Here is a 15075-nt window from a genome sequence, read left to right on the forward strand (position 1 = left end):
CACCATGACCGAAACCACCACTGCCACACCCGCCGGCGCACCCGGCCTGGACGACGCGCTGGTCATCGACGGCGTACGGCTGGAATCCCGGCTCATCATGGGCACCGGCGGCGCACCCAGCCTCGACGGCCTGGGCGCGGCGCTGCTGGCATCCGGCACGTCGCTGACCACTGTGGCCATGCGCCGCTACTCACCGGCAGAAACAGGTTCGCTGTTTCAGCTGCTGGTGGACCATGGCATCAAGGTCCTGCCCAACACTGCCGGCTGCTTTACCGCCAGGGATGCTGTCCTCACCGCGGAGCTGGCCCGCGAGGCGCTGGAGACCGACTGGGTGAAACTTGAGGTGATTGCTGACGAGCACACCCTGCTTCCGGACCCTGTGGAACTCGTGGACGCCACGGAACAACTGGTCAACCGGGGCTTCAAGGTGTTCGCCTACACCAACGACGATCCCGTCCTTGCGCTGCGGCTCGAAAACCTCGGCGCCACCGCCGTTATGCCGCTGGGCTCGCCGATCGGCACGGGCTTGGGCATCCTGAACCCGCACAACATCGAGCTCATTGTGTCCCGGGCGTCCGTCCCGGTTGTCCTCGACGCCGGGATCGGCACGGCTTCGGACGCGGCCCTCGCCATGGAACTGGGATGCGACGCCGTCCTGCTGGCCACCGCGGTGACAAGGGCGCAGAATCCTGCACTCATGGGAGAGGCATTCAAACATGCCGTAATCGCCGGTAGGCTGGCGAAAGCGGCCGGCCGGATACCGCGCCGCGAGCACGCGCTGGCCTCGTCGGCGATGGAAGGCCGGGCCGAGTTCCTCTAGGCCCGGACGCCGGCTAGTGCCCTGACCTGAGGAGCAACAGATGGCCGGAAAGGATGCCCTTCCCCGCGAGCAGGTCGAGCAGGCCCTCGCAGGGCTGCCCGACTGGCGGTACAGCGACGGCGGGCTGGTCACCGTGTTCAAGGCACCGACGGCGGCCTCCGCGCTCGAGCTGATTGCCGCCGTCGGGCGCGCTGCGGAGGACCATAACCACCATCCGGACCTTGACTGGCGCTACAACCGCGTCTTCATCCGCTATACCTCGCATGACGTCGGCGGCCAGGTGACGGAGCGGGATGTTGCCGCGGCAACCGCCGCCAGTACAGCAGCCGCTGCTGTGAAGGCCGTGGCCCAGCCTGGAAAATACACCCCTGGGCGGTAACCCTGCCAAGTGCCTTGCTGGTTAACTGGCTGCGGCCGTCACCCCGGGAGGGTGGCGGCCGCAGCCAGGTTCTCTCTGTCCTGCAGTTCACCGGCGAAGGATTGCCGTGAGCCGCTCCGTGTCATGGCGGGCCCGGGTATGGCCCAGGTAAAGAACGGCGGCGACGGCGGCAGCACTGCCCAGCACGATGGGAAGGACCCAGGGAAGCCAGGTCAGGCCCGGCCGGTAGCCGAAGCCCGCCGCCATCAGGATGATCCATACGAGGGCAGCGATACCGACGGCGACGCCCGCGGGCAGCCCTGCGCCGTACTTGGTGTGCCGCTTGTCATTGGCCCAGACGATGAAGCCCGCGGCGGCAGCGGCCAGCACAACGATGGTGAGGGAAAGCATGCAGCTCCTAGGGGACGTGGACGTGCGGCTGGCCTAGAACTGGCCGAACCCTACGCGGCGCACCTCTTCCGCGCCGATCTCCACGTAACCGAGGGCATTGCCGGGAACAATGATCAGGCGTCCCTTTTCGTCCGTCAGGCGCAGTTCGCTGCCTGCGTTGATGGCTTCCCCCACAACCTTGGCCACGGATTCCGCGTCCTGCGTCGATTCCAGCACGATTTCACGGCCAACGTTCTGAACGCCGATCTTGATTTCCACAAAAGCCTCCCAGCCAGTCAGGGTTCGTTGATATGTCTTATTTGTAGTCTAGGACTCTTTGGGGAAGCGAGAGATTCCGCGCCAAGCTAAACGGTAGATCAGGTCACTGGCCACATCGAGGTCCAGGTTGCCGTCGGTTTCCAGCCAGTACCGGGCGCTGACCTGAGCCATTCCGGCAAGTCCCCGGCCCAGGAGCTCGGCCTCGATGTGCGGGAGCTTAGTGTCCTCGGCAATGACGCGGGCAATGGCGTCCGCGAACGTCCGGTTGAAGGTCTCCAGCCGGGAGCTGACATCGGGATCATTGATGAGGTCGGATTCGAAGACCAGCCGGTGGGCCTGGTCGTCATTGGCGATGAAGCGGAAATAGGCCCGCATGACCGCTTTGACGCGTTCCTTGTTGTCCGTGGTGGAGTTCAGCGCTCCCAGCATCAGCTCGGTGAGGGACGCGAGATGGCTTTCCAGCAGGGCGAGGTACAGCTCGCGCTTTGACGGGAAATGCTGGTACAGGACCGGTTTGCTGACGTGGGCGGTCTCGGCAATCTCATCCATCGCCGCGCCGTGGTAGCCGTTGGCCACGAAAACTTCGTGGGCTGCGGAAAGGAGCTGGGCACGGCGCTCGTCGCGCGGAAGCCTGGCGGAGCGCTGGCCTGCCGGACGCTGCGAAGCCTGCGGTTCGGCGGCGGGCGGGCGGTCAGCCCGTGCTTCAGGGACCACGGTTGTCCTTCCTTCCATTGCAGTTACACCCACTTTACTGCGGGGTAATATGACCCGGCGGTATCCCGGGGCATACATTGAAGTATGGCTTCGACTTTCACCGCAAATGTTTCACCTGTTTCGCTGGGTCCACTGGTGGAGCCGGCAGACGGGCTCACCCCTGCCGAGGTGGAACGCTACTCGCGGCACCTCATCATTCCGGAGATCGGGACGCTCGGGCAGCGCCGGCTGAAGAACGCAAAGGTCCTGGTAATCGGCGCCGGCGGCCTGGGCTCGCCCGCCCTGCTGTACCTCGCCGCAGCCGGTGTGGGAACAATCGGGATTATCGACGACGACGCCGTGGACCTGAGCAACCTGCAGCGGCAGGTCATCCACGGTGTGGCAGACGTCGGCAGGCCCAAGATCGAGTCCGCCCGCGACGCCATCGCCGCACTGAACCCGCTGGTGGACGTCCGGCTCCACAATGAGCGGCTGGACGCATCCAACGCCCTTGAGCTCTTCGCCGGGTACGACCTGATCATGGACGGGGCGGACAACTTCGCCACCCGCTACCTGGTTAACGATGCTGCCGCGGTCCTGGGCAAGCCGTACGTCTGGGGCTCGATCTTCCGCTTCGACGGCCAGGTCAGCGTGTTCTGGGAAAAGCACGGCCCCACCTACCGCGACCTGTATCCTGAGGCGCCGCCCGCAGGCTCTGTCCCCTCATGCGGCGAGGGCGGCGTCTTTGGCATGCTCTGCGCAGCCGTGGGTTCGCTGATGGTGACGGAGGCAGTCAAGCTGATTACCGGCGTCGGACGCTCCCTGCTGGGACGCGTGGCACTCTTCGACGCCCTGGGCGGCAGTTGGCGGGAGATCCGCGTTTCCAAGGACCCCGCGGCGGAGCCCATCACCGGGCTGGCGGACTACGAAGCGTTTTGCGGCATTACGCCCGCAGCGGAGGCGGACACCGAACACACCGTCACGCCCACGCAGTTGGCCACCATGCTCGCGTCCCGCAAGGCCGGGCTCAAGGACTTTGACCTGGTGGACGTCCGGGAACCGGGTGAGTACGACATCGTCCGTATCGACGGCGCCAGGCTGATTCCGCAGGGCCGGATCCTGGCGGGGGAGGCGTGGGCCGACCTGCCGCAGGACCGGGACATCGTGTTCCTGTGCAAGGCCGGGACGCGTTCAGCCAATGTCCTGGCGGCGGCGCGGAAGGCGGGCTACCAGCGGGTGAGCCACCTCGACGGCGGCATCCTCTCCTGGGTGCGCGACGTGGAACCGCACAAGCCCGTCTACTGACAGTTGCCCTATCAGATATGGCTCCTAAAAGGACTGTTGAGGAGCCAGATCTGATAGAGCAAGCGGGTGTTGGTCAGGCGCTTTCGAGGCCGCGGTGGTCCACCGGGCATTCCGCCTGGGCCGCGGGAGCGGCGGGCTGTTCCACGGTGATGCCGTACAGCGCTTCCAGCGCCGCCACGTAATCATCCTGCTGGCCGCTTGCGGCCAGTTCGCGTGCCCGGACCGTGGGAACGTGCAGCAGCTGCTTGACCATGCGCCGCAGGGCGAATTCGACTTCCTCTGCAGCAGCGGTGCAGCCGTGGCGGGCGCGGACCTTTTCCATCTCCGCGTCCAGGACGTTCATGGTGTGCCGGCGGAGGGCGACGATGGCCGAATCCACGGACCGAGCCTCACGCTCCTGCTCAAAGGACTTCGCGGCATTCTTCACGATGCCGCTTGCCTGCGCCAGCGATTCCGCCTGCTCCTGGGGTGCGGCAAGGCGGACGGATTCCAGGGTGAGGAGTTCGACGCCGTCCAGCTCACCGACCGCCGGATCGAAGTCATGCGTCAGGGCGAGGTCGATGGCGATCAGCGGCTGGGCGGAGTTGGCGCGCACCTGGGCCAGCTCATCGGCTTCCACCCGGGTATCCGAACCGCTGCAGCCGATCATCACGTCCGCCGCAGCCACGGCCGGGTACAGGGAATCGGCGTCGAGGGCGGTGCCGCCGCGCGTGGCGACGAAGCCTTCGGCCCGGCCGGAAGAGGAGAAGACCGAGATATCCGTGCAGCCGCGCTCGCGCAGCAGCGCCATGGTGGCACCGGCGTAGGCGCCCGTCCCGAAAACCACCACTTTCTTGGTGGACCAGTCCGGGTCCTCCGAAAGATCCGTTGCAAGGTCAAGGGCCACGGACACGATGGACAGGCCGCGTGAGCCGAGTGCCGTCTGGGCGCCGACGTCCTTGGCCGTCTTGGACGCGGCCTGGAACAGCCGGACCAGGCCCGGGCTGGCGGTGCCTTCGTGCTGGGCCGTGATGAGGGCCCGCCGCACCTGGCCGGCGATTTCGCGTTCACCGACGACGGCGGAATCCAGACCCGCGCTGACGGCAAAGAGGTGCTGGGTCACTTCAGGGCCAGTGCGGGTGCTGAAGGACCTGGAAACGAGGGGCTCGCTCAGCCCGCTGGCTTCGCTGATCTCCGCGACCAGCGCGGCGCGTGCGGCTTCCACGTCATCAGCGTGGGGAGCCTCCCCGTAGATTTCGTAGCGGTTGCAGGTGGCAAGGACCACCGCACCCGTCACTGCCGGCGAGCCGGAGAGAGCGGATGTGGCGATACCGGAGGAACCGTTGCTCAGCTGGGCAACGGTCTCAAGATCGATGTCGGCGTGTGTAGCCACCAATGAAAAAAGAACCACAACAGACCAATCATAGCTTTTTCGCTCCTCGGTAGAACAACTTCCGTTCGTGCAGGACGCCGAGGGCCATGTGATTCCCGCCACGGCGGGAAGAGCGGTCTCCGGGATGACACGCTGTCGTTATCTTTTGGCGCTGAACTTCGGCACAATCAGAGGCATGACTCCTAGCCCTGCCGTCTCCGCTGCCGGTGCCCTCGCCGCGGACCATCCGCTGGTGGACGGCCGCACCGCAGACTCCCCACTGATCACTGCCTACCGTGGCGGCAAGCCTTCCCGCCGCCCCGTCTGGTTCATGCGGCAGGCAGGGCGGTCCCTGCCCGAGTACCTGAAGGTCCGTGAGGGCATTGCGATGCTGGACTCCTGCCTCCGGCCGGAGCTCGCGTCCGAGATCACGCTCCAGCCCGTCCGCCGCCACGACGTGGACGCCGGCATCTTTTTCTCCGACATTGTCATCCCGCTTAAGCTCGCCGGCGTGGGCGTGGACATCGTTCCCGGCGTGGGCCCTGTCCTGGAGAAGCCCGTCCGCACCGCCGCGGACGTGGCAGCACTGCCGCAGCTCACCTGGGAAGCGCTGGAACCCATTCGCGAAGCTGTCCGACTGACCGTTGCCGAGCTTGGCAGGACCCCCCTGATCGGCTTCGCCGGGGCGCCCTTCACGCTGGCGGCATACATGGTGGAGGGCAAGCCTTCCCGCGACCATCTGGGTCCGCGCACCATGATGCACGCGGACCCGGAGACCTGGAACGCCCTGGCCAACTGGGCGGCGGACGCGTCCGGGCTCTTCCTCCGGGCACAGCTCGAAGCCGGGGCATCCGCCGGCCAGCTCTTCGACTCCTGGGCCGGATCCCTGGGGCTGGGTGACTACTCCCGGTTCGTGGCTCCGGCGTCCTCCCGCGCGCTTGACCACGTCCGCCAGCTCGGCGCCCCGCTGATCCACTTCGGCACGGGCACCTCCGAACTCCTGGTGGCCATGCGGGATGTTGGCGTCGACGTGGTGGGTGTGGACTACCGCCTTCCGCTCGATGAAGCCAACCGCCGGCTGGGCGGCACCGTGCCCCTGCAAGGCAACATTGATCCCGCTTTGCTTGCCGCCCCGTGGGAAATCCTCGAAGCACACGTCCGCGAAGTAATCGCCGCCGGCTCGGCGGCCCCCGGACACGTCCTCAACCTTGGCCACGGCGTGCCGCCCGAGACGGACCCGGCGGTCCTGACGCGGGTAGTGCAGCTCATCCACTCCATCTCGCCGGAGTAGCCGGTGGGCAGTCTGCCGGTCAGGGCCCGGACCGCGCTGGTGGTGGGCGGCGGGATCTCCGGCCTGCTTTCCGCCCGGGACCTCGCCGCCGCCGGGTACGGCGTCACGGTGCTCGAAGCCGGTAACGCCTGGGGCGGCTGCGTGGGGAGGCATACGGTGGCTGGCCTGAACCTGGACAGCGGTGCCGAATCCTTCGCCACCCGGTCCGACGCCGTGCCCGTGCTTGCGGCGGAGCTGGGACTGGCGGACAAGATTGTTCCTCCGCGGCCCGGCGGTGCCTGGGTGCAGCTCCCGGAAGGTCCCCGCGAACTGCCCAAGACCGGGGTCCTGGGCATCCCGTCCAACCCGTGGGACCCGGAGGTCAGGCGGTCCCTCGGACTCCTCGGTTCCCTCCGCGCTTCCCTGGACCGGTTACTGCCGGCCTCCGTCGGTGCCGGAAAAAACGAGGTCAGCGTTTCCGCTCTGGTTAAAGCGCGGATGGGCGCCAGGGTGCTGGACCGGCTCGTCGCGCCCGTGGTGGGCGGAGTCCACTCTGCTGATCCAGCCCTGCTGGACGTCGACATGCTGGCCCCCGGGCTCCGCGCCCGGCTCCGGCAGCACGGATCACTGGCTGCCGCCGTGGCCGCCCAGCGGCGCGGCCCGTCCCCGGCCTCCGCTGCAGGCGGAAGCGCACCCGCCTCCGCCCCGGCCGCCAAGGCGGGCTCCGCCGTCGCGGGCCTTGAAGGCGGCATGCACACGCTGGTGGACGCCCTGGTCCGGGATCTCCGCGCACGGGACGTGACGCTCCTGGCCGGCACGGCCGCTGCCTCCATTGTCCGCACTCCGGAGGGCTGGCGCGTTCTTTCCGCGGACGCAACGTTCGACGCCGGCCTGCTGGTCGTAGCGGTTGACGGTCCCGCCGCCGTCGACCTGCTAAAGCAGGCAGTGCCGGCCATCGCCGGAAAGAAGCCGGCCTCCGGGCCCGACGTCAAGCTCGTTACCCTGGTGCTCGATCACCCGGGGCTGGACAGCCGTCCCCGCGGCACTGGTGTCCTTGTGGCGCCACAAACTCCGGGCATCCAGGCCAAGGCGCTGACGCATGCAACCGGCAAATGGGACTGGCTTGCCGCTGCCGCCGGGTCCGGCCGGCACGTTCTTCGCCTCTCGTACGGAAAGGTGGACGGACTGGGCGGGCAGCAGGCCGGTCCGGAGACCGATGACAGCCTCCTTGCTGCCTCCCTGGAGGACGCCTCAGCTTTGCTGGGCACTGTGATCAGCAAGGATGACCTGGTGGATTGGGACGTCGTCCGCTGGCGCGGTGCCTTGCCGTTTGCCGCCGTCGGCCACCGTGCCCGTGTTGCCGCAATCCGCGAAGCCTGCACCGGGGCCGGCAACCTCGCCGTGGTGGGCGGCTGGGTGGCAGGAAACGGACTGGCGGCCGTGGTGTCGGACACGCGGAAGCACATCAAAGTTTTGGCTGGCTGACAGTCTTCGCTGGTCAACGCCGGTTCGGGCTGGATTTCCGGACCGGCCGGGCGTCCTGGAACGGCCTTGCCGGTTTCCACATCCCGCCGCGCCATGGTTAAGGTCGATGATTATGGTTCAACACAGGTCCGAGCTTTCAATGTCCCGGACCGGTATCCATGGGGGAATCCGACGCGGCACGGCAGCCGCGGCAATCGGAGCGGTACTGGTTCTCAGCACAGGCGTCACGGCGTCCCTGGCGGACGAAGGAGGAGCCGATTCCGGCAACCCGAAAGTCCCGGTGACGCTCGAGGCCCGCTCCAGCCCGCAGGAAGCCTCCCCGCGGGGGAACTCCGGGGAGGCCCGGCAAAATGCGCCGGGGCAGAACAAGGACCAAAAGAAGCCGGTGCCCGAGGAATCCGTAGGCGCCAATGAGCCCGAAGAAGAGGCTGCTTCCAGGCCGATCCTTCCGGTTCCCTCAGCGCTCCTGCCGGCTGTTAGGGCAACCCTTTCGCCGTCCGCGTCGGCAGTGCCAACTCCTGCTCCCGCTCCTGCCTCTCCGTCCGCCGCTGCCCCGACCGGCAGCGCGCCTGCTGCGGCTCCGGCCGGCAGCGCCCCTGCTGCGGCTCCAGCGCCGACGAAGCCGGCCCCTGCGCCGGTGCCGTCCCGAACCCTCGCCGGTGCGTCCCCGGCCGGTGCAGCCCCTGCTGCACCAACAACGACACCGCCGGCAGCCGCGGTGACCGCCCCGGCTGAGGCCGCCGCAGCTACTGCCAGCGCCCCGGCGGCAGCTGCAGTGCCCGGCCCGGACCCATCCACGCCGGCAGGCCTGCTTCCCCCGGCGGAAGAAGCCATTTCCGTTCCCGGGGAAAGAGTCACCCCTTCCACCGGCGCAGGAGCAAAGGGCAGCCAGGCCGAAGCTTCGCCGCTCTACTCACACCCCCAGACCCGTGCCGGCTGGACGCCCTACACTTCGGAAGGCACCTCCCGCAGCAGCGCGGTGCTGAACAACCAGCCCGACGAACGCAGTGCCATGGTCTGGCTTGGATCGGGCCTCGTGGGCGTCGCAGGTGCAGCCGGTGTGGTGTTCTTCCGCCTGCGTAACCCCTAACCGGGTCGGGGGAAGAGAGGGGTGCGCGGACCGCGATGTGACATTCAACACTTCTACGCGTTGTAGAAGTTGCTGGTTTCGACTTGGCGGTAACTAAAGGGCAAACTTGTAACCATGAGCCACACTTCTGCCGAATCTGTCACTAAAACCGAAGAATCAGCCGAGCAGTTCTTTACCCTTTGGACCGTTTTCAAGCGCTCCGAGGCCGTGGTCCGCAGCGCGGACGCTGCTGCTGACTTCGAGGCCCTGCTGGAACGGCTTGCCGAAGCAGGCGTGACGCACCGCGGCAGCTACGACGTCTCGGCCATGCGCGCCGACGCCGACGTTATGGTGTGGCTCCACGGCCCCAAGCCGGAGGCCCTGCAGCAGGCCATCCGCGACATCCGCCGCAGCACCCTGTTCACCGGTACGGAAATCGTGTGGTCGGCCATGGGCGTCCACCGCGAGGCCGAATTCGCCAAGAACCACACCCCGGCCTTCTCCCGCGGCGTTACGCCGGCAGAATGGCTCTGCGTCTACCCGTTTGTCCGCTCCTACGAGTGGTACATCCTGCCGGAGGAGGAGCGCGGCAAGATGCTGCGCGACCACGGGCTGCTGGGCCGGGACTTCCCGCAGGTCATCTCCAACACGGTGTCTTCCTTCGCCCTGGGCGACTGGGAATGGATCCTGGGCCTGGAAGCCCCCGAACTCGTTGACCTGGTGGACCTCATGCGGCACCTGCGCGCCACTGAGGCCCGCAACCACGTCCGCGAAGAAGTTCCCTTCTATACAGGACGCCGCATCTCTGCGGACGAGGTAGCAGAGGTGCTGGCATGAGCCCCCTCGACCCCCAGGGCAGCACCGCCGTCAACGCCGTCACCGAGGTGGGCAGGATGGCGCCCAAGAACTACGACGCCGTCCTCCTGGCCTCCTTCGGGGGGCCCGAAGGCCAGGAAGACGTAATTCCCTTCCTGCGCAATGTCACCCGCGGCCGTGGCATCCCTGACGAACGCCTCGAGGAAGTGTCCCATCACTACCGCGCCAACGGCGGCATCAGCCCGATCAACCAGCAGAACCGTGAGCTCAAGGCTGCGCTGGAGGCCGAACTCGCCGCCCGCGGCATCGACCTTCCGGTGCTGTGGGGCAACCGCAACTGGGCGCCCTACATTGCGGAAACCCTGCAGGAAGCGTACGACGCCGGACACCGCCGGCTGCTGATGGTCACCACGAGTGCCTACTCCTGCTACTCAAGCTGCCGCCAGTACCGTGAGGACATCGGCATGGCGCTCACGGAGACAGGGCTCGACGGCCGCCTGGAAGTGGACAAGGTCCGGCAGTACTTCGACCACCCCGGCTTCGTTGAGCCCTTCGTGGAGGCCACCGCCGCCGGCCTCGGCGAGGTGCGCGCCAAGCTGGCAGAGGCAGGAACGCCGGACGCCCCCGTCCAGATCGTGTTCGCCACGCACTCCATCCCCACCCGGGATGCCGAGGCAGCCGGCAAATCCGAGGGCGAGCCCCGTGAGTTCGAGGAAGGCTCGGCCTATGTGGCCCAGCATCTCGCCACCGCCGCGGCCGTCATCCGGCGGGTGGAGGAGGAATCCGGCCTCACCGCCCCCTGGTCCCTTGTGTACCAGTCCCGCTCCGGCGCCCCGCACGTGCCATGGCTGGAGCCCGACATCAACGACGCCATCGAGGAACTCGCGGGCCAGGGCGTCAAGGGCATCGTGATTGTGCCCCTGGGCTTCGTCAGCGACCACATGGAAGTCGTGTGGGACCTGGACACCGAGGCCCTGGAGACCTGCGCGAACCTGGGCCTGGCAGCCGCCCGCGTTCCCACGCCCGGCACGCACCGCAAGTTCGTCAACGGCATGGTGGACCTGATCTGCGAGCGGACGGTAGCGAACAACGTCAGTGACCGCCCGGCCGTGACGGACCTGGGCCCCTGGTACGACGTCTGCCGGCCCGGCTGCTGCGCCAACTTCCGCGGCGGGAAGCCCACCATCGCCGGCGCGGACACCACGGTGGGAACCGGGCACGACCCCTACCCCTCCAATTCATTCCAGGGAGCAGCACAGCAGTGACCGTCCGGATCGGAACCCGTGCCAGCAAGCTCGCCCTGACGCAGACGCAGCAGACCGCGGACCAGCTGGCCGCCGTGGGCGGCTTTCCCGTCGAGCTCGTCCACATCAGGACTGACGGGGACGTCCTCACCGGATCGCTGTCGCAAATGGGCGGCACCGGCGTCTTCGTGGCAGCGCTGCGCGACGCCCTGCTGCGGAACCAGTGCGACGTCGCAGTCCATTCGCTCAAGGACCTGCCCACCGGCGCGGCCGTGGGGCTCAGCCTCGCCGCCACCCCGCGCCGCGTGGATGTCCGTGACGTCCTTTGCGCACGTGACGGACTCAAGCTGGCTGACCTGCCGGCCGGAGCCACGGTGGGTACGGGTTCGCCCCGGCGCGCAGCCCAGCTCCGGGCAGCCCGCCCGGACCTGGAGATCCTGGACATCCGCGGCAACGTGGACACGCGCCTGGGCCGGGTTCCCGGGCTGCCCGGAAACACCATGGATGAAGTTGTTCCCGGCAAGTCCTGCGACCTGGACGCCGTGGTGCTGGCGGCTGCAGGCCTGGAGCGCATCGACAGGCTGGACGCCGTCAGCGAATTCCTCGGGACCGACGTGATGCTTCCGGCAGCAGGCCAAGGTTCCCTGGCCATCGAATGCCGCACCGCCGACGCCCCGTCGAAGCCCGGTTCAAGCGGTGGGTCCCGCGCGGTGCTGGCCCAGGCCCTGGCGGCCCTTGACGACCAGGACACCCGGCTCGCCGTCACCGCGGAACGGGCCCTGCTGGCACGGCTGGAAGCGGGCTGTGCCGCTCCGGTGGGCGCCTACGCCTACCGGAAAGGCAGCATGCTCCACCTCGAGGCCGTGGTGTGTGCCGTGGACGGCACCACCTCCGTCCGGGAAAAGCGGGCGACCGACGGCCTCACCGAGGTGGGCGCCACCCTCCTGGGCATCGAACTCGCCGAAGTCCTGCTGGCCCGCGGCGCAGCCGACATCGCAGACCTCCAGGCATCCTGACCTGCCCATGGGACTGCCAGCCGGCGCACCGGGACCCTTCCAGCCCCTCGCCGGGGCACGGGTGCTGATCACGCGCAGCCCGGAACGCTCAATGGAACTGGTGGCGGCGCTGCAAAAGGCAGGGGCCAACGCCCTTTTCCTGCCGCTCATCGACTTCGAACGGGCACCGGACCAGCACTCCCTGGACGCGGCCTGCGACGCCCTGGGCGCCGGAGCGTTTGACTGGCTGGTGCTGACCAGCGCCACAACAGTCCATGTGCTGCTGGACAGGGCCCGCGGCCGCACCCTGACCCTGCGGCAGTGGATCCCCGAAAGCACCAGGATTGCCGCCGTCGGTCCGGCCACCCGCAGGCTCCTGGAAGCCAACGGCCTTGCCGTGCACCTGGTGCCCAGGGATGAGCAGTCCGCCGCCGGCCTGCTCGAGGTGTGGCCCGGCGGTGGGAAGGTCCTGCTGCCGCAGGCCGACATCGCCGCACCCCTGCTCGCCGACGGGCTGGCTGCCTCAGCCAGCACCGTCACGGTGGTTACCGCCTACCGGACCGTCGACTACCCCGCGGCAGCGGAGCGCAGGCTCGCCGTCACGGCGGGTGACGGGGGACCGGGGCAAGCGCCGCCGTCGTACTCGCTCCTGACCCCGGAAGCCGCCACTGCCGGATTCGCGGACGGAAGCATCAACGCAGTGCTGGCCGCCTCGCCCAGCGCCGTCCGCCGTATCGCCGCTCTCTCGCCGCTGCATGGCTGCCGCCTGGTTGTGATTGGCCGGACGACGGCGGAGCAGGCGGCCGCAGCCGGCCTGCCCGTGGCGGCGATGGCGGCTGAGCCCACCCCGGACGGCCTCGTTGCCGCCGTCGCAGCTGCCCTGGAAACCTCCGGTTCCGCCCCCACCCGCACGGACAACCCAACGACGTGAAGGACAGCCCCATGGCATTTTCCAGCCAACGCCCCCGCCGCCTCCGCACCACCCCCGCCATGCGCCGGCTCACGTCGGAAACGCGCCTGGCGCCGGCCGAGCTCATCCTGCCTGCCTTCATCCGCGAGGGACTTACAGAACCGAACCCCATCACCTCCATGCCCGGCGTGGTGCAGCACACCACGGACACCCTCAAGAGGGCAGCCGCGGAAGCCGTTGAGTTGGGACTGGGCGGCATCATGCTGTTCGGCATCCCGGAAACCAGGGACGCCGAAGGCTCGGCCTCATTGGACCCGGACGGCGTGCTGAACAAAGCCATCCGCGACGTGCGTGCCGAGGTGGGCGACGACCTGGTCGTCATGAGCGACGTTTGCCTGGACGAGTTTACGGACCACGGCCACTGCGGCGTGCTCGACGACGACGGATACGTTGACAATGACCGCACCGTGGAGATTTACGCCCGGATGGCCGTGGCGCAGGCTGACGCCGGCGCCCACATGCTGGGCCCTTCAGGCATGATGGATGGCCAGATTGCCGCGATCCGTTCCGCCCTGGATTCCGCCGGGCACGTGAACACGTCCGTCCTCGCCTACGCCGCGAAATACGCCTCAGCCTTCTACGGCCCGTTCCGTGAAGCTGTCGATTCCCAGCTGAAGGGCGACCGCCGGACGTACCAGATGGATGCGGGCAACCGCACCGAGGCGCTGCGCGAGGTGGAGCTGGACCTGGCCGAGGGGGCCGACATCGTGATGGTCAAGCCCGCCATGAGCTACCTGGACATCGTGGCGGATATCGCCGCGATGAGCCCCGTGCCCGTTGCGGCTTACCAGATCTCGGGCGAGTACGCCATGATTGAAGCCGCCGCGGCCAACGGCTGGATCGACCGGCGGGCGGCCATCACCGAGGCCGTGCTGGGCATCCGGCGGGCCGGTGCGCACATGGTCCTGACCTACTGGGCCGCCGAGCTTGCCGGCTGGCTGAAGGAGTCCTGATGGCAGAATCTGCTGCGGGACCCACCGCCCCGGTGGGGAAGGACCGTATCCTGCTTGGCCTGAACACCTTCGGCGACGTCGGAGAGCAGCCGGACGGAAGCCCGCAGCCGCACGCCGAGGTCCTGCGCCAACTGCTGGAACAGGCTGAGCTGGCGGACGCCGTCGGACTTCATGCCTTTGGGGTGGGGGAGCACCACCGCAAGGACTACGCAGTATCCGCCCCGGAAGTCTTCCTCGCCGCAGCCGCGGCCCGCACCCGGCAGATCCGCCTTGGATCCGCCGTGACGGTCCTCAGTTCGGATGATCCCATCCGCGTGTTCCAGCGCTTCTCCACAGTGGACGCCATCTCCAACGGCCGGGCCGAGGTGATGCTGGGCCGCGGATCCTTCGTGGAGTCCTTCCCCCTGTTTGGCTTCGACCTGGCCGACTACGAGGTCCTGTTCGAAGAGAAGCTGGAGCTTTTCGACCAGGTGCGCGCCCAGAAACCGGTGCACTGGGAAGGCCGCACCCGGCCCGCGCTGCACGGACTCAGTGTGTACCCGCCGCTGGAGCACCACCTGCTGCCCACCTGGATCGGCGTCGGTGGAACGCCCGAATCCGTGCTCCGCTGCGCGCAGTACGGCTATCCCATCATCTTTGCGATCATCGGCGGCCAGCCGCGGGGGTTCCGTCCGCTGGCGGACCTCTACCGCGAAGCCGTGGCCAAGTACGGGCACCCGATGCAGCAGGTGGCCACCCACTCGCCGGGCCACGTGGCGCCGACCGACGAGGAGGCAAGGGAAGAGTTCTTCCCGCACTGGCTCAAGCTCCGCAACAGGCTGGGGGCCGAACGCGGCTGGGGTCCGGCCGGCCGGCCCGAATTCGATGCGCTGTGCGCCCCCGAGGGGGCACTGTATGTGGGGTCACCGGAAACCGTGGCGCGCAAGATCGCCCTGCTGAAGCGGAACCTGGGCGTGGACCGCTTCGACCTCAAATACAGCAACGGGCCCTTGCCGCATTCGGCCATGATGCGGTCCATTGAGCTGATGGGTACGGCAGTGGCGCCCAAAGTGGCCGAACTGCTGGCCGGCTAACTGA

Annotated in this window: 16 protein-coding genes; 12 read left to right on the top strand and 4 right to left on the bottom strand. The window is 68.1% G+C overall.

Annotated features, from left to right (window positions below; all coding sequences use genetic code 11):
- Window positions 1-4: 4 nt before the first annotated feature.
- Window positions 5-820: a thiazole synthase gene (locus tag FDW83_RS04165; RefSeq protein WP_138136326.1), complete on the top strand. Its 816-nt coding sequence runs from the start codon at window positions 5-7 to the stop codon at window positions 818-820.
- 40 nt (window positions 821-860) lie between these two features.
- On the top strand, window positions 861-1199 hold the full coding sequence (locus tag FDW83_RS04170; protein WP_138136327.1) for a 4a-hydroxytetrahydrobiopterin dehydratase: 339 nt from the start codon (window positions 861-863) through the stop codon (window positions 1197-1199).
- An 87-nt stretch (window positions 1200-1286) separates the two neighbouring features.
- On the opposite strand, the gene FDW83_RS04175 is transcribed toward FDW83_RS04170, so the two are convergent.
- From FDW83_RS04175 to FDW83_RS04185, 3 genes are read right to left on the bottom strand one after another with little or no spacing between them, the layout of a single operon-like run.
- Complete coding sequence (locus FDW83_RS04175) at window positions 1287-1589, bottom strand: hypothetical protein (protein WP_138136328.1); 303 nt, start codon at window positions 1587-1589, stop codon at window positions 1287-1289.
- 33 nt (window positions 1590-1622) lie between these two features.
- Window positions 1623-1847: a DUF3107 domain-containing protein gene (locus tag FDW83_RS04180; protein WP_138136329.1), complete on the bottom strand. Its 225-nt coding sequence runs from the start codon at window positions 1845-1847 to the stop codon at window positions 1623-1625.
- 48 nt (window positions 1848-1895) lie between these two features.
- A complete protein-coding gene (locus FDW83_RS04185) occupies window positions 1896-2561 on the bottom strand; it encodes a TetR/AcrR family transcriptional regulator (RefSeq protein ID WP_138136330.1) in 666 nt (221 codons plus the stop codon).
- 84 nt (window positions 2562-2645) lie between these two features.
- Between FDW83_RS04185 and moeB the strand changes: the two genes are divergently transcribed.
- The gene (moeB, locus tag FDW83_RS04190) at window positions 2646-3845 is read left to right on the top strand and encodes a molybdopterin-synthase adenylyltransferase MoeB (protein ID WP_138136331.1); all 1200 of its coding nucleotides are present in this window, start codon (window positions 2646-2648) and stop codon (window positions 3843-3845) included.
- 73 nt (window positions 3846-3918) lie between these two features.
- Here the strand turns inward: moeB and FDW83_RS04195 are convergent, their stop codons facing one another.
- Window positions 3919-5235 (bottom strand): glutamyl-tRNA reductase, encoded by a 1317-nt coding sequence (locus FDW83_RS04195; RefSeq protein ID WP_138136332.1) that lies wholly within the window; start codon window positions 5233-5235, stop codon window positions 3919-3921.
- Window positions 5236-5392: 157 nt separating this feature from the next.
- Here FDW83_RS04195 and hemE point away from each other — a divergent pair, with 157 nt between their 5' ends.
- The 9 genes from hemE (at window position 5393) to FDW83_RS04240 (ending at window position 15071) form a co-directional block, all read left to right on the top strand.
- Window positions 5393-6487 (top strand): uroporphyrinogen decarboxylase, encoded by a 1095-nt coding sequence (hemE, locus tag FDW83_RS04200; RefSeq protein ID WP_138136333.1) that lies wholly within the window; start codon window positions 5393-5395, stop codon window positions 6485-6487.
- A 3-nt stretch (window positions 6488-6490) separates the two neighbouring features.
- Window positions 6491-7951 (top strand): protoporphyrinogen oxidase, encoded by a 1461-nt coding sequence (hemG, locus tag FDW83_RS04205; RefSeq protein WP_138136334.1) that lies wholly within the window; start codon window positions 6491-6493, stop codon window positions 7949-7951.
- Window positions 7952-8063: 112 nt separating this feature from the next.
- Window positions 8064-9041 carry a hypothetical protein gene (locus FDW83_RS04210; RefSeq protein WP_138136335.1) on the top strand — a complete coding sequence of 326 codons (978 nt, stop codon included), beginning with the start codon at window positions 8064-8066 and terminating at the stop codon, window positions 9039-9041.
- A 114-nt stretch (window positions 9042-9155) separates the two neighbouring features.
- On the top strand, window positions 9156-9857 hold the full coding sequence (hemQ, locus tag FDW83_RS04215) for a hydrogen peroxide-dependent heme synthase (RefSeq protein ID WP_138136336.1): 702 nt from the start codon (window positions 9156-9158) through the stop codon (window positions 9855-9857).
- Entirely contained in the window at window positions 9854-11101 is a 1248-nt protein-coding gene (locus FDW83_RS04220) for a ferrochelatase (protein ID WP_138136337.1), read from the top strand. Before hemQ ends, FDW83_RS04220 begins: the two co-directional genes overlap by 4 nt.
- On the top strand, window positions 11098-12096 hold the full coding sequence (hemC, locus tag FDW83_RS04225) for a hydroxymethylbilane synthase (RefSeq protein WP_138136338.1): 999 nt from the start codon (window positions 11098-11100) through the stop codon (window positions 12094-12096). Before FDW83_RS04220 ends, hemC begins: the two co-directional genes overlap by 4 nt.
- 7 nt (window positions 12097-12103) lie before the next feature.
- The gene (locus FDW83_RS04230) at window positions 12104-13006 is read left to right on the top strand and encodes a uroporphyrinogen-III synthase (RefSeq protein WP_171027440.1); all 903 of its coding nucleotides are present in this window, start codon (window positions 12104-12106) and stop codon (window positions 13004-13006) included.
- A gap of 11 nt (window positions 13007-13017) precedes the next feature.
- Window positions 13018-13998, top strand: a complete 981-nt coding sequence (gene hemB, locus FDW83_RS04235; RefSeq protein ID WP_138136339.1) for a porphobilinogen synthase — start codon at window positions 13018-13020, stop codon at window positions 13996-13998.
- Complete coding sequence (locus tag FDW83_RS04240; RefSeq protein WP_171027441.1) at window positions 13998-15071, top strand: LLM class flavin-dependent oxidoreductase; 1074 nt, start codon at window positions 13998-14000, stop codon at window positions 15069-15071. The genes hemB and FDW83_RS04240 overlap by 1 nt, the downstream gene beginning before the upstream one ends.
- Window positions 15072-15075 lie beyond the last annotated feature (4 nt).

The organism is Pseudarthrobacter sp. NamE2, from assembly GCF_005796205.1.
In the GTDB taxonomy this organism is placed as follows: Bacteria; Actinomycetota; Actinomycetes; order Actinomycetales; family Micrococcaceae; genus Arthrobacter.